Origin of the sequence: Streptomyces sp. NPDC057900 (assembly GCF_042887885.1) — a bacterium.
Taxonomy (GTDB): domain Bacteria; phylum Actinomycetota; class Actinomycetes; order Streptomycetales; family Streptomycetaceae; genus Streptomyces.
Map to the genome: position 1 here is coordinate 302,741 of NZ_JBHVOI010000005.1, position 14,060 is coordinate 316,800.

Sequence of the window (14,060 nt, forward strand, 5' to 3'; positions counted from 1 at the left end):
TGTATCGGCTGTGGACCCCAGGAGCGGACCATGAACGTTGTGACCCCGGTCGGCGGCGACAGCGTGGCGGCTCGTACCTGGCCCGGCGTGCTGACCCCGCTGATGCGCGGCGAGGACCTGAGCGCGGACGACACCGCGTGGGCGATGGACCGCATCATGAGCGGCGAGGCGACCGACGTACAGATCGCCGGCTTCGCGGTGGCCCTGCGTGCCAAGGGCGAGACGGTCGGGGAGGTCACCGGTCTGGTCCGTGCGATGTACGAGCACGCCACCACGGTCCACGTGCCCGGCCGCACGGTCGACATCGTCGGCACCGGCGGCGACATGGCCAAGACGGTCAACATCTCCACCATGTCCGCGATCGTCCTGGCCGGGGCGGGCGCCAAGGTCGTCAAGCACGGCAACCGCGCCTCCTCCTCGGCCAGCGGCTCCTCCGACGTACTGGGCAAGCTCGGCGTCAATCTGGATCTGCCGCCGCAGCGCGTCGTCGAGGTGGCGGAGGAGGCGGGCATCACCTTCTGCTTCGCGGTGAAGTTCCACCCCGCCCTGCGGTACGCGGCGAAGGCGCGGGCGGAGCTCGGCGCGCCGACCACCTTCAACATCCTGGGCCCGCTCACCAACCCGGCCCAGGTGCGCTCCCAGGCCATCGGCGTCGCCGACCTGCGGATGGCGCCCATCGTCGCGGGCGTCCTCGCCGAGCGGGGCAACTCCGCGCTGGTCTTCCGGGGCGACGACGGGCTGGACGAGCTGACCACCACCGCGACCTCCCGGGTCTGGGTGGCCCGCGACGGTGTCGTGCGCGAGCAGGCCTTCGACCCGCGCGACGTCGGCCTTGACCTGGTGCCGGTCGAGGCGCTGCGCGGCGCCGACGCCTCGTACAACGCGGATGTGGCCCGCCGGCTGCTGGCCGGTGAGACGGGGCCGGTACGGGACGCGGTCCTGCTCAACGCGGCGGCGGCGCTGGTCGCGCTGGATCCGGGGGAGGGCACCCTTGAGGAGCAGCTCGTCGCCGGTATGGCGAGGGCCGCCGAGTCCATCGACTCCGGGTCCGCCGGGCGCGCGCTGGAGAGATGGGTCAAGGCCAGCAACGCCTGAACAGACGGAGCGGTGCAGCGGGGCGCAGTCCGGATCATGGACTGCGCCTTGCGCGTTCCCGTACGTATGGCAAGATGCTGGGCAGGTCATGAGTGACAGCGACTACGGCCCCGGCCCGCTGTCCGGCAACCCTCCGTCCGTGGCGGGGTGCCCCGGGTGAAGACCAGGCCGTAGGCAGCGAGGTCTGCGGCAAGCGCGGACCCCTCGACGTCGTGAGATGTCCACCCGTGGGGTCCTGGTCCTCAGGGAGCCTCTGTGAGCAAGCGAATGCGATAGGGCTTTTCGGCCCTCCTCCGCACACCCTCTTTTCCTCCCTCCGTGCTGCCGCGTATCCGCGGGCACGCGGAGTTCGCCTGCCTGTTACGGGAGTTCGTCATGTCTGTCTTCACCGCTGCCGCCGACCAGTCCATTTGTGCCCCGCTGCCCGTTCTGGGCAAGGATGTGACGGTTCCCCTGGTGACCGGCGGTGAGGTCACGTACGCCGCGCTCGACTACGCCGCCAGCGCCCCGGCCCTGCAGCGCGTGTGGGACGACGTCGCCGCGTACGCGCCGTACTACGGCAGCGTCCACCGCGGTGCCGGCTACCTCTCGCAGCTCTCCACGGACCTCTTCGAGTCCAGCCGGGTGACCGTCGCGGAGTTCCTCGGCTGCCGCGAGGGGGACCAGGTGGTCTTCACCCGGTCGACCACCGACTCGCTCAACCTGCTGGCCGCCGCGTTGCCCGCCGACTGCCAGGTGTTCGTCTTCGAGACCGAGCACCACGCGTCCCTGCTGCCCTGGCGCGATGCCCGGGTGACCTACCTGAACGCCCCGCGCACCCCGGCCCAGGCCGTCGCCACGCTGGAGCGGGCGCTCGCCGACCGCGACCCTTCCCCAAGCTCTCAGCTTCGTTCGAGCAGGGGAGGCCCCACCCGCCCCGCGCTGGTCTGCGTCACCGGCGCCTCCAACGTCACCGGTGAGCTGTGGCCGGTCAAGGAGCTCGCCGCCGCCGCGCACGCCCACGGCGCCCGCATCGTGCTCGACGCGGCCCAGCTCGCCCCGCACCACCCCGTCGACATCAGTGAACTGGACGTCGACTGGGTCGCCTTCTCCGGTCACAAGCTGTACGCGCCCTTCGGCTCCGGCGTGCTGGCCGGCCGCTCCGACTGGCTGCGCGACGCCGAGCCCTACCTGGCCGGCGGCGGCGCCTCCCGCAAGGTCGCCCGGCGCACCGACGGCGGGGTGGACGTCGAGTGGCACACCACCGCCGCCCGCCACGAGGCCGGTTCGCCCAACGTCATCGGCGTCTACTCCATCGCCGCCGCCTGCAAGGCGCTCACCGAGGCCGGGTTCGACAGCCTGGTCGCCCGCGAGCAGCAGCTCGTCTCCGAGGTCCGGGCCGGGCTGGCGGAGGTCCCCGAGGTCAAGGTCCTCTCGCTGTTCGGTGACGACGCCCCGCGCGTCGGCGTCATCTCGTTCGTGGTGGAGGGCTGGAACAGCTCGCACTTCGCCGCGGCGCTCTCCGCCGAGTACGGCATCGGGGTGCGCGACGGTCTGTTCTGCGCCCACCCGCTGGTGCGCACCCTGCTCGGCAGCGACCCGCAGGACGTCGGTGAGTGCGGCGCGCCGGAGGCGGAGCCGGGCGAGAAGTCGCTCAACGCGATCCGCGTCAGCTTCGGTGCCGGTACGCCGGACGAGCACATCGAGCGCTTCGTGCGGGCGGTCAAGGAGCTGGTGAGCGAGGGCGCCCAGTGGAAGTACCGCACCGAGGACGGCCGCTGCGTCCCGGACCGGGGCACCGCCCAGCACTGAGCCGCAACGCGTTCGGCCGGGCACGGAAGCCATTCCGTACCCGGCCGAACACGTTTACGTAAGTCAGCCGTCCAGGCCGATGGCGAAGGCCGCCTCCAGGTCGTGCTGCGAGTACGTACGGAACGCCACATGGGTGTCGGTCGCCTCGACACCGGGGATCTTGCTGATCCGGCCGGGGATGACGTCGGCGAGATCGTCGTGCTTGGCCACCCGGACCATGGCGATGAGGTCGTACGTACCGGTGACCGAGAAGACCTCGCTGACGCTGTCCAGTGCCGCGACGGCCTCGGCGATCTCGGGAATCCGGTCCACGCTGGTTTTGATGAGCACGATCGCGGTGATCACGGCTGGCTTTCTCCCTCGGTGGCCGTGGCTGGAGATCTCACTCTAGCGTTACCCCGGTAGCGCCCCCAGGCGTAGAGGAACCCGACGGCGAAGCCGACCACATGGGCGAGATAGGCCACGCCGGGGCCGCTGCCCGCGCCCTCCGCGGCCAGCCACTGGAGCGCGAACCAGAAGATCAGCACGATCCAGGCGGGGAAGCGCAGCGGGAGGAAGAGCAGGAACGGGAACACGCTGGTGACCCTGGCCCGGGGGAAGAGGTAGAGGAAGGCGCCCAGTACCGCCGAGATGGCCCCGGAGGCGCCGACGAGCGTCTGGTCGGAGGTGGCGTGCGCGGCCGCGTAGGCGAGCAGCGCGAGATAGCCGCAGCCGAGGTAGAAGAACGCGAACTCGGTGTGGCCCATGCGCTCCTCGGCCATCGCTCCGAACACGTACAGGAACAGTATGTTGCCGAGCAGGTGCAGCCAGCTGCCGTGCACGAACAGCGCGGTGAGCGGAGTGATCAGGGCGTGTGCGGAGCCGTCCCACAGCTCGCTCGGGATCACGCCCCAGCGCTCGAAGTACCCGGCCTGGGCCGACAGCAGGGCGTCGGCGCTGCCGTACACCGGGGCGAGCCCGGAGAGCGGGCTGATCGCGAAGACCACGCAGCACAGGGCGATGAGGGCGTAGGTGACCGGCGGCCCGCCCGAGGTGGCCGCCCGCAGAAGTCTGCCGGCCGCAGCCCGCCGATCGATCATGAACAGAGCATGACGCAAGCGGAGGGAACGGGACAGAGCGCCTCGCCGTGCCGGTGGTATGCGGTGAGGCCGTAGGGTTGCGGCAGGACACCCGCAGTTCGACGGCGCACCGCGAAGATCCTTATCTGGCAGCACGAGGCCCGAGACAAGAGGACACAACGATGACGACGGTTCCCCAGCCGACCGAGGCGACCCGCTGGCGCTGCACGCTCTGCGGAAACCTCACGCGATTCGACGTGACGCGCTCGTCCAGGGTCGTCGAATACGTCCATCTCGACCTGGCCGGGGAGTCGAGCGTCGAAGAACGCGAGGTCGTCAGTGAGACCATCGAGTCGGTGCGCTGCCGTTGGTGCAACGCGGTGGACCAGATCGAGCTAGTCGACAGGCCGGGTGCCGACTCCTGACGGGGCCGTGCGGACATACAGTTTGAGGTGACGGATGGTGGAGCAGCCCCCTGGCGGCGCCGCGTCGGCCGATGCGGCCGACGATGCCGTGGAGATGCTCGACCGCCCGCTGCCCGAAGGCGTACGGCATCGGGTCGTCGCGCTGGTCTCCGACGCGTTCGGCGCGCTCACGGTCACCGAACTCCCCGCTCAGCTCCGACAGTACGCCCGTTTCACGCCGACGAGGCGTGCCAAGTTCGCCGGGAACGCGATGGCGGCCGCCCTGGCGGGCGACGTCGCCTTCCGGCGGCGCATCGGTGAACGGCTGCGGGAGACCCAGCCGGAGCTGAGCGCCGCCCTGGAGGCCGGCTCGCCGCCCGCCGCCGCCGACCCCGTGGACGTCGCCGCCGCGGCCTATGTGCTGCGCCCGGACGGCTGGGTGAAGCTCCTCGCCGCCGCGGGCGAGGAGGCCCAGCGGGCCGACGCGGAACGGGCCGACGAGGAGAGCCGGCGCGAGCTGGAACGGCTCCGCGAGGAGCTGGACCGGGCCCGCGCGCAGACGAAGAGCGAGACCGAACGGCTCCGTAGCGACCTCGACGCGGCCCGCAAGGAGGCCGAGTCGCTCCAGCGCAAACTGCGCAGCGCCGCCAACGAGGTGAAGCGCGCGGAGGCCGCCCTGCGCCGGGGCAGGGCCGAGAGCGACACCGTGCGGGCGGAGGCGGCCGCCCAGGTATCCGCGGCGGAGAGCGAGACCCGCAGGCTCCGGGCCCGGCTCAGCGAGGCGGAGGCGTCCGTCGAGGCGGGACGCAGGGCCGCCCGTGAGGGGCGCTCGGTCGAGGACATGCGGCTGCGGCTGCTGCTGGACACGGTGCTCGAAGCGGCCGGCGGACTGCGGCGCGAACTGGCGCTGCCGCCCTCCTCGATGCGCCCCGCGGACACCGTGGACGCGGTCGAGCCCGGCCGGATGTCGCCCAAGGACGTTGCCGCCAGAGCCCTTTCCGACACCGATCCGGCGCTGCTGGACCAACTGCTGGCGCTGCCGCAGGCGCACCTCATCGTGGACGGTTACAACGTCACCAAGACCGGCTATCCGCAGCTGCCGCTGGAGAAGCAGCGGCTGCGGCTGCTGGGCGGTCTGTCGATGCTCGCGGCCCAGACGGGCGCGGAGATGACCTGTGTCTTCGACGGGGCGGAGCTGGCCGCTCCGGTGCTGCTCGCGCCGCCCCGCGGCGTACGGGTGCTGTTCAGCAGGGCGGGTGTCACCGCGGATGAGCTGATCCGTCAGCTCGCGCGCGCCGAACCGTCCGGGCGGCCCGTCGTGGTGGTCTCCACCGACCGCGAAGTGGCCGACGGAGTGGCGAAGGCGGGAGCGAGACCCGTCGCGTCCGTCCTGCTCCTGAAGCGGCTTTCACGTGTTTGACCGAGCTTGTCAGGATTGACGACCTTGTCGGGCTTGTCGGTGGTTGCCGTAAATTAGGGAACGGGCCGTCAGTTCGCCGCTACGCGCAGTGTGGTGTGGGTAAAGAAGTACCCGGTGTGACGAGATTTTTCCTGCGAGGATTTGAACTGATCACAGGATGGTCACTATGGTCGGGCCTCGAACCTTCGCGCGGTTGATCACCCATCCGGGGTGGCAGTGAAGGAACCGCCGAGTCCGCGAACCATGCGGAGCCGGGGATGACGTCCCCCACAGCCCGGTAGGCGGCTCACGGAAGAAGGAGCTCGCCTTCGTGGCGTCCCACCGCCGTCCCAAGAACCCGAGCCGCGCCCGTGTGACCGTGCTCACCGCGACCGCCGCCGCGGCCGTGGCCCTCACTTCCCAGGCCGCTCACGCCGACCCGAAGCCGACCAAGAGCGAGGTCAAGGCGAAGGTCGACAAGCTCTACCACGAGGCGGAGGCGGCCACCGAGCAGTACAGCGGGGCCAAGGAGAAGCAGGAGAAGCTGGAGAAGCAGGTCGGCGCGCTTCAGGACAAGGTGGCCCGCGGCCAGGAGGAGCTCAACACGATGCGGGCCGGACTCGGTTCGCTCGCCGCCGCGCAGTACCGCTCCGGCGGTATCGACCCCTCGGTGCAGCTCTTCCTCGCCTCCGACCCGGACAGCTTCCTCGACCAGGCCTCCTCGCTGGACCAGTTGACGGCCAAGCAGACCGAGGCGCTGACGAAGATCCAGGAGAAGCAGCGGTCCCTCGCGCAGGAGCGCAAGGAGGCCCAGGACAAGCTGGACGACCTCGCGGACGTCCGCAAGACGCTCGGTGAGAAGAAGAAGCAGCAGCAGGGCAAGCTCGCCGAGGCGCAGAAGGTGCTCAACACCCTGACCGCCGCCGAGCGCGCGAAGATGCGCGAGGACGACCTGCGCGCCAGCCGCTCCGCCGGTGACCGGGTCGACCTCGGCAGCGAGGTCCCCGCCTCCGCCCGCGGCGCCGCCGCACTTCAGGCCGCTTCCACCCAGCAGGGCAAGCCGTACGTCTCCGGCGGCACCGGCCCGAACTCGTTCGACTGCTCGGGTCTGACCCAGTGGGCGTACCACCAGGCCGGTGTGGAGATCACCCGCACCACGTACACCCAGATCAACCAGGGCACCCAGATCGGGCGCAGCCAGCTGAGGCCGGGCGACCTGGTCTTCTTCAGCAACACCTCGCACGTCGCCCTCTACGCGGGCAACAACACCGTGCTGCACGCCCCCAAGCCGGGCGCCGTGGTCCGCTACGAGTCGATGAACACCGTCGGCGCCTACCAGACCGCCGTACGCATCTGATCACGCCCGAACGGGCGAATTCCCGCGCCCCGTACTGACTGCCCGCCCCGCCGGAGACCACAGGTCACCGGCGGGGCGCCGCTGTTCGGGGCCACCGCCGGCCCGGCGTGTTCTTTGTCCGCTCCGTGATCGTCCGACTACTGTCTGGCTGCCGCGCAGCTCCAGGTGTCGGTCCGCCCACCCGGGCGGCAGGGGCTGCGCACATCTGCGTACAGCGGAAGGGAGTGCGGCGTCCTGTGGTGTCCCATCGCCGTTCCACACAGTCCGGCCCGAGCCGGAGCGTCCGGGCCACTGTCCTGTCGGCCGCGGCGGCGACCGCCGCCGCGACGCTCGGCGCGGCCACCGCGAACGCCGAACCCCAGGACACCCCGCAGACCGCCGGGTCCCGGGCCGACCGCCTCTACGCCGAGGCCGAGCAGGCAACCGAGCAGTACAACAAGTCCGGTGAGGACGTCCGGCGGCTGCGCGGCGAGGTGAGCAGGGCGCAGGACCGGGCGGCCCGGGGCCAGGAACGCGTCAACGGGATGCGCAGGGCGCTCGGTTCGGCGGCCCGCGCCCAGTACCGCTCAGGCGGCATCGACCCCTCGCTCGCACTGCTGCTCTCCTCCGACCCGGACAACTACCTGGAGCGGGCCGCCGCGCTGGGCCGGGTCAACGACAGCCGGGCGGCCGCCCTGGCCGACCTCCGCAGGGCCCAGCGGTCGCTGGCCCAGACCCGTGCGGAGGCCGCGCACGCACTCGCCGGCCTGGAGCGCGACCGCGCCGCCCTCGGCCGCCACAAGCGGACCGTCGTCCGCAAGCTCGCCGAGGCCAGGCGGCTGCTCGGCACGCTGCCCGGTGCCGAGCGGGCGGCCTTCGACCGGGCGTCGCGCACCGGCCGGGACACCGCGAACGGGACGGTGGCCGGACTCCCGGCGGGCTCCGCGCGGGCGGCGGCCGCCGTCATGGCCGTCCAGCGGGCGCTGGGCCGCCCGTACGTCTGGGGCGCGAGCGGCCCCTCCGGATTCGACTGCTCCGGTCTGATGCAGTGGGCGTACGCGCAGGCCGGGGTCAGCCTGCCCCGCACCTCGCAGGCCCAGCGGTACGCCGGCCATCAGGTGCCGCTCTCCGAGGCCCGCCCCGGTGATCTGGTCGCCTATCGCGCGGACGCCAGCCATATCGGGATGTACGTGGGAAACGGCCAGGTCATCCACGCCCCGTACCCCGGTGCCGCGGTCCGCTACGACCCGGTCGGCATGATGCCCGTCTCCTCAGTGACCCGGGTCTGACCGTACTCTCGGTCGTGTGGCTGATCAGGGGCGTACCGGAACACGGGCGCGCGGTGGACGACGGCGCGCGGCGGGCGCCGTGCTCGCCGCGCTGCTGTGCGCCGCCGCCTGCTCGGCCCCGCCGCCCGGCCTCCCGGCCGGCGCCGCCGCCGATATCCGCGCCACCCTGGACCGCCGGGCCGCCGCCGTCATGCACCACGACGCGGACGCCTACGTCTCTGTCGTCGCCCAGGACGCCACCGATCTGCGGGCCGCGCAGCGCAAGGAGCTCGGCCACCTCGCGGACATGCCGATCGGCTCCTGGACGTACCGGCTGACCGACATCTCGCCGCACGGCGCGGACCGGGCCACCGCCGACGTCCGGCTCGGCTACCGGATCAAGGGCTACGACAGCGCGCCGGTCTCCGTGGACCGGGTCATCGACCTCGAACGGGACAAGGCGGACGGCCGCTGGTACCTCACCGCGGACCGTCCGGCGGGGGGCGGTGGCCGGCAGCTCTGGCAGCAGGGCGACGTCGAGGTGGCGCGCGGCGAGCACAGCCTGGTGCTGGGCGTCGGCCGCCCCCGCGAGGAGCTGACCGGGATCGCGGACACCGCGGATCGGGCGGTGCCCGCCGTCTCCGGGGCCTGGCCGGAGAAGTGGGCCGGGCGGGTGGTGGTGCTGGTCCCGGACACCGTGCAGGACATGGGCGAGCTGCTCGGCTCACCCGCCGCCAACTACCGGGGCATAGCGGCCGTCACCACCGGCGAGACCGGCGGTTCCGGCACCGCGCCCGCCGACCGGGTCATCGTCAACCCGCAGGCGTACGCGCTGCTCGGCGGCTTCGGGCAGCGCGTCGTCCTCACCCACGAGACCACCCACGTCGCCACCCGCACCCGCACCTCGTCCGCCACCCCCACCTGGCTCTCCGAGGGCTTCGCGGACTGGGCGGCCTACCGGGACGGGGAGCGCACCGCCGCGGAGGTCGCGCCCGAGCTGGCGGACGCCGTCCGGCGCGGCGAGCCGCCCGCCGCCCTGCCCACCGACGGCGACTTCGGCTTCACCGAGGACCCGGACCGCCTCGCGAGGGCGTACGAGGGCGGCTGGCTGGCCTGCGAGCTCATCGCGGAGCGCTGGGGCGAGGAGAAGCTGTTCGCCTTCTACCGGGCCGTCGGAGGGCACTCAGGACGGGACGGGGCGGTGGAGCAGGCCCTGCACGAGGTGCTCGGCACCACACCGCAGGACTTCACGGCGCGCTGGCGGGAGTACGTGCGCGACCGGCTGGGCTGACCTCGGGGGCCGGCCGGGTGACCGTGTCCCGCCAGAGCCGCGCGCCCGCGATCAGCGTCGCGGCGACCAGCAGCCCGTTGCGGACGAACATCAGCAGCACGCCCGTCGCGTCGCTCGTCACCACATGGATGAACCCGAGCGGGAACTCCAGCTGTGTGACGCCCGTCGCCACCAGCACCAGACAGGCGGGCAGCGCCATCCGGCTCTCCCGGAAGACCAGGCAGACCGCCGCCAGACCGACCAGCCACAGCATGTACTGCGGGCTGATCACCCGGCTCGTGGTGGTGAACAGCAGTACCGCGGTGAACGCCGCGTCCGCCGGCGTACTCACGCCGAACGTGCGCGCCTTCAGCCGCCACACCAGCAGCCAGCCGAACGCCAGCACGCTCAGCCCCAGCGCGAGCGTGCTCACCAGCGGCACGTGCGGGCCCAGGAACTCCAGTGAGCCGTAGTGCAGCTCCACCCGGCCCTGCCAGCCGAACTGCCGCGCCACGTGGAAGACCAGCGCGCCCAGCGACTCGACCTCCGTGCCCCGGTCGCGCTGGAAACCGAGGAAGGCCAGCGCGCCCGGCGCCGCCAGCGAGCACAGCACCAGCAGCGCCACCGCCACCCCGGCCGCCGTCGCCCACGCCAGCCGCGTCCGCCGCCCCCGGGCCGTACCGGCGAGCACCAGCGCGGGCCACACCTTCAGCAGCGCCCCGAACGCCGCCAGCGCCCCCAGCACCCTCGGGTGCCGCACCCCCGCCAGCAGCGCCGCCACCGCGACCGCCGTCACCATCACGTCGTACCTGGCGTACGCGGTCGTCCCCAGCAGCGGCACGCCAGCCACCCACACCCACGCCCCGGCGGTCCGCCGGGCCGCGCTCCGGCCCGCGTACAGCAGCAGCCCGAACACCAGCGCGTCGCAGAGGAACGCCAGCACGAAGAAGGCCGAGGCGTAGTCCAGGAACGGCAGCAGGGCGGGGGAGAGGATCGCGAGCGCCGCGACCGGCGGGTACTGCCAGGTCACGTCGGACTCCGGGTAGCTGCCCGAGCTCAGCACGTCGTACCAGCCGTGGTAGATCACAGACACGTCGGTCGTCACGTCCGGGCCCGGCAGCGTGATCACCTTCACGACACAGAGCAGCAGCAGGGCCCTGCTGAGGGCCCACACCACGAAGGCCGGTCGTGCGCTGCTCGAACCCGTCATGTCCCGCCCTCGTCCGTTCCGTCGGTCGTACGACAGGACATGATGCCCGCCCCGTCCCGGCGAGAGCCACGAGGCGGGGCCGCCCGGTACTGTCGGCGGCGATGGACAAGACCCTGATCGTGACCAACGACTTCCCGCCCCGCCCCGGTGGCATCCAGGCGTTCCTGCACAACATGGCGCTCCGGCTGGACCCGGACCGCATCGTCGTCTACGCCTCCACCTGGAAGCGCGGCCCCGAGGGCGCCGAGGCCACCGCCGCCTTCGACGCCGAGCAGCCGTTCACCGTCGTCCGCGACCGTACGACGATGCTGCTGCCCACGCCGAGGGTCACCCGGCGCGCCGTCCAACTGCTGCGCACCCACGGCTGCTCGTCCGTCTGGTTCGGCGCCGCCGCCCCGCTCGGGCTGATGGCACCCGCGCTGCGCCGGGCCGGCGCCCGCAGGCTGGTCGCCACCACGCACGGGCACGAGGCGGGCTGGGCCCAGCTGCCCGCCTCCCGGCAGCTGCTGCGGCGGATCGGCGAGGGTACGGACACGATCACCTATCTCGGCGAGTACACCCGCTCCCGGATCGCCGCCGCGCTCACCCCGGCGGCCGCGGAGCGCATGGTCCAGCTGCCGCCCGGCGTGGACGAGAAGACCTTCCACCCGGACTCGGGCGGCGATCTGGTCCGGGCCCGGCTCGGGCTCACGGACCGGCCGGTCGTCGTCTGCGTGTCCCGGCTGGTGCCCCGCAAGGGCCAGGACACCCTGATCCTCGCGATGCCCGCGATCCTGGCCGAGCAGCCGGAAGCCGTGCTGCTGATCGTCGGCGGCGGGCCGTACGAGGCGGACCTGAGGAAGCTGGCGGCGGAGACCGGGGTGCGGGACTCGGTGCGGTTCACCGGCCCGGTGCCCTGGGCGGAGCTGCCCGCGCACTACGGGGCCGGTGACGTCTTCGCGATGCCGTGCCGCACCCGGCGCGGCGGCCTCGACGTGGAGGGCCTCGGCATCGTCTACCTGGAGGCGTCCGCGACCGGGCTGCCGGTGGTGGCGGGCGACTCGGGCGGCGCCCCTGACGCGGTGCTCGACGGCGAGACGGGGTGGGTGGTGCGCGGCGGCTCGGCCGAGGAGTCGGCGGAGCGGATCGTCGCGCTGCTCGGGGACGCGGAACTGCGCCGGCGGATGGGGGAGCGGGGCCGGGCCTGGGTCGAGGAGAAGTGGCGCTGGGACCTGCTGGCCCAGAAGCTCCGGGAACTGCTCTGAACGTACGCGGGGGCCCGCACCGCTTCCGGTGCGGGCCCCCGCGTCCAGGTGGGGATCAGCCGCGGTAGATCGACTCGACCTCGTCCGCGAAGTCCTTCGCCACCACGTTGCGCTTCAGCTTCAGCGACGGCGTGATGTGGCCCGCCTCCTCGGTGAACTGGGCGGCCAGGATGCGGAACTTCCGTACGGACTCGGCCTTGGAGACCGCGGCGTTGCCGTCGTCGACGGCGCGCTGCACCTCGGCCAGCAGCTCCGGGTCCTCGCGCAGCGACAGGGCCGTCGAGCCGACGGGCTTGCCGTGCTCCTGAGCCCAGTGCCCGAGGAACTCCTCGTCCAGCGTCACCAGCGCGCCCACGAACGGGCGCCCGTCGCCGACCACCATGCACTCCGCCACCAGGGCGTGCCCACGGATGCGGTCCTCGATGACGGCGGGCGCGACGTTCTTGCCGCCCGCCGTGACGATGATCTCCTTCTTGCGGCCGGTGATCGCGAGGTAGCCGTCCTCGTCGAGGGTGCCGATGTCGCCGGTGTGGAACCAGCCGTCGGCCAGCGCCTCCGCCGTCGCCGTCTCGTTGTTCCAGTAACCGGAGAACAGGTGCTCGCCGTGCAGCAGCACCTCGCCGTCGTCCGCGATCCGCACGACGGAGCCGGGCAGCGGCTGGCCGACCGTGCCGATCTTCTGGCGGTCCCACGGGTTGAAGGCGGTGGCCGCGCACGTCTCGGTCAGGCCGTAGCCCTCCAGGACGGTGAAGCCGATGCCCCGGTAGAAGTGCCCGAGCCGCTCACCGAGCGGGGCGCCACCGGAGATCGCGTACTCGCCGCGCCCGCCGAGCACGGCCCGCAGCTTGCTGTAGACCAGCCGGTCGAACACCTTGTGCTTGAACTTCAGGCCCACGGACGGGCCCTGCGGCGTGCCCAGCGCGCGGCTGTAGGTGATCGCCGTGTTCGCGGCCTTGTCGAAGATCTTGCCCTTGCCGTCGGCCTGCGCCTTGGCGCGCGCCGAGTTGTAGACCTTCTCGAAGACCCTCGGCACCCCGAGGATCAGGGTCGGCCGGAACGCGGCCAGCTCATCGGTGAGGTTCTTGATGTCAGGTACGCAGCCGAGCTTGATCGGGGCCATCACCGAGGCGACCTCGACCAGCCGTCCGAAGACGTGCGCGGCCGGCAGGAACAGCAGCACCGAGCACTCGCCGGTACGGAAGAGGGGCTTGAGCCGCTCCACCACGTTGCCGCACTCCGCGAAGAAACTGCGGTGGGTCAGCACGCAGCCCTTGGGGCGTCCGGTGGTGCCGGAGGTGTAGACGATGGTGGCCGGGTCGTCGGCCTTGGCGCTCGTCATCCGCAGGTCGAGGACCTCGTCCGAGACCTCCGCCTCGCCGAGCGCCGACATCTGACGGATCGTGCCGTCGTCGATCCGCCAGATGCCCTTCAGTCCGGGCAGCCCCTCCTGGACCGAGACGACGGACGCCTGGTGCGCCTCGGACTCCACGACGCACAGGGTGGCCCCGGAGTCGCCCAGGATCCACTGGATCTGCTCGGCGGAGCTGGTCTCGTAGACCGGAACGGTGACCGCGCCCGCGCTCCAGATCGCGAAGTCGACCAGTACCCACTCGTAACGGGTGCGGGAGAGCAGAGCCACCCGGTCGCCGGGCTCGACACCGGCGGCGATCAGGCCCTTGGCGACGGATCTGACCTCGGCCAGGAACTGGGTGGCGGTGACGTCCGTCCAGACGCCCGCCACTTTGCGGCTCATCACCGCGACATCGGGATGCTGAGCGGCATTGCGGCGGATGAGATCCGTCAGGTTGCCGTCCGAGGGGACCTCGTACAGGGCCGGAAGGCTGAACTCGCGCAAGACTGCTGCTCCTCATCGGGCTCCGGTGCCACGGCTCTGTGTGACGCACCGGATGCGGTCCAAGATGGCGGGTGCTCAGTGGGGTGAGCACAACTGGACTGCCCGGACGTTACCCACCAGTACTCGGTTC

12 protein-coding genes and 1 riboswitch are annotated in these 14,060 nt (G+C 72.1%); of the genes, 8 read left to right on the plus strand and 4 right to left on the minus strand.

Features of this window, described 5'->3' with window-relative positions; genetic code table 11:
* Positions 1–30 precede the first annotated feature (30 nt).
* The gene (gene trpD / locus ACFVQ0_RS21610; RefSeq protein WP_390090308.1) at positions 31–1,095 is read left to right on the plus strand and encodes an anthranilate phosphoribosyltransferase; all 1,065 of its coding nucleotides are present in this window, start codon (positions 31–33) and stop codon (positions 1,093–1,095) included.
* An 84-nt stretch (positions 1,096–1,179) separates the two neighbouring features.
* Positions 1,180–1,297, plus strand: a riboswitch (SAM riboswitch).
* Positions 1,298–1,470: 173 nt separating this feature from the next.
* A complete protein-coding gene (locus tag ACFVQ0_RS21615; protein ID WP_390090310.1) occupies positions 1,471–2,886 on the plus strand; it encodes an aminotransferase class V-fold PLP-dependent enzyme in 1,416 nt (471 codons plus the stop codon).
* Positions 2,887–2,949: 63 nt separating this feature from the next.
* Here the strand turns inward: ACFVQ0_RS21615 and ACFVQ0_RS21620 are convergent, their stop codons facing one another.
* Together ACFVQ0_RS21620 and ACFVQ0_RS21625 are read right to left on the minus strand one after the other, a co-directional pair.
* Positions 2,950–3,231 carry an Lrp/AsnC family transcriptional regulator gene (locus tag ACFVQ0_RS21620; protein ID WP_073735580.1) on the minus strand — a complete coding sequence of 94 codons (282 nt, stop codon included), beginning with the start codon at positions 3,229–3,231 and terminating at the stop codon, positions 2,950–2,952.
* Positions 3,228–3,965, minus strand: a complete 738-nt coding sequence (locus ACFVQ0_RS21625) for a rhomboid family intramembrane serine protease (protein ID WP_390090312.1) — start codon at positions 3,963–3,965, stop codon at positions 3,228–3,230. The genes ACFVQ0_RS21620 and ACFVQ0_RS21625 overlap by 4 nt, the downstream gene beginning before the upstream one ends.
* A 161-nt stretch (positions 3,966–4,126) precedes the next feature.
* On the opposite strand from ACFVQ0_RS21625, the gene ACFVQ0_RS21630 reads away from it, so the two are divergent.
* From ACFVQ0_RS21630 to ACFVQ0_RS21650, 5 genes are all read left to right on the plus strand, one after another.
* A complete protein-coding gene (locus ACFVQ0_RS21630; RefSeq protein WP_390090314.1) occupies positions 4,127–4,369 on the plus strand; it encodes a hypothetical protein in 243 nt (80 codons plus the stop codon).
* Positions 4,370–4,406: 37 nt separating this feature from the next.
* On the plus strand, positions 4,407–5,768 hold the full coding sequence (locus ACFVQ0_RS21635) for an NYN domain-containing protein (protein ID WP_390090316.1): 1,362 nt from the start codon (positions 4,407–4,409) through the stop codon (positions 5,766–5,768).
* Between the two features lie 310 nt (positions 5,769–6,078).
* Positions 6,079–7,104, plus strand: coding sequence for an NlpC/P60 family protein (locus ACFVQ0_RS21640; protein ID WP_390090318.1), 1,026 nt, complete (start codon positions 6,079–6,081; stop codon positions 7,102–7,104).
* Positions 7,105–7,340: 236 nt separating this feature from the next.
* Positions 7,341–8,372: an NlpC/P60 family protein gene (locus tag ACFVQ0_RS21645; protein WP_390090320.1), complete on the plus strand. Its 1,032-nt coding sequence runs from the start codon at positions 7,341–7,343 to the stop codon at positions 8,370–8,372.
* 16 nt (positions 8,373–8,388) lie between these two features.
* The gene (locus tag ACFVQ0_RS21650) at positions 8,389–9,642 is read left to right on the plus strand and encodes a hypothetical protein (protein WP_390090322.1); all 1,254 of its coding nucleotides are present in this window, start codon (positions 8,389–8,391) and stop codon (positions 9,640–9,642) included.
* Here the strand turns inward: ACFVQ0_RS21650 and ACFVQ0_RS21655 are convergent.
* Positions 9,599–10,831, minus strand: a complete 1,233-nt coding sequence (locus ACFVQ0_RS21655; RefSeq protein ID WP_390090324.1) for a glycosyltransferase 87 family protein — start codon at positions 10,829–10,831, stop codon at positions 9,599–9,601. The genes ACFVQ0_RS21650 and ACFVQ0_RS21655 overlap by 44 nt on opposite strands.
* 101 nt (positions 10,832–10,932) lie before the next feature.
* Here ACFVQ0_RS21655 and ACFVQ0_RS21660 point away from each other — a divergent pair, with 101 nt between their 5' ends.
* Entirely contained in the window at positions 10,933–12,075 is a 1,143-nt protein-coding gene (locus ACFVQ0_RS21660) for a glycosyltransferase family 4 protein (RefSeq protein WP_390090326.1), read from the plus strand.
* A gap of 55 nt (positions 12,076–12,130) precedes the next feature.
* On the opposite strand, the gene ACFVQ0_RS21665 is transcribed toward ACFVQ0_RS21660, so the two are convergent.
* Positions 12,131–13,930, minus strand: coding sequence for an AMP-dependent synthetase/ligase (locus ACFVQ0_RS21665; RefSeq protein ID WP_390090328.1), 1,800 nt, complete (start codon positions 13,928–13,930; stop codon positions 12,131–12,133).
* Positions 13,931–14,060 lie beyond the last annotated feature (130 nt).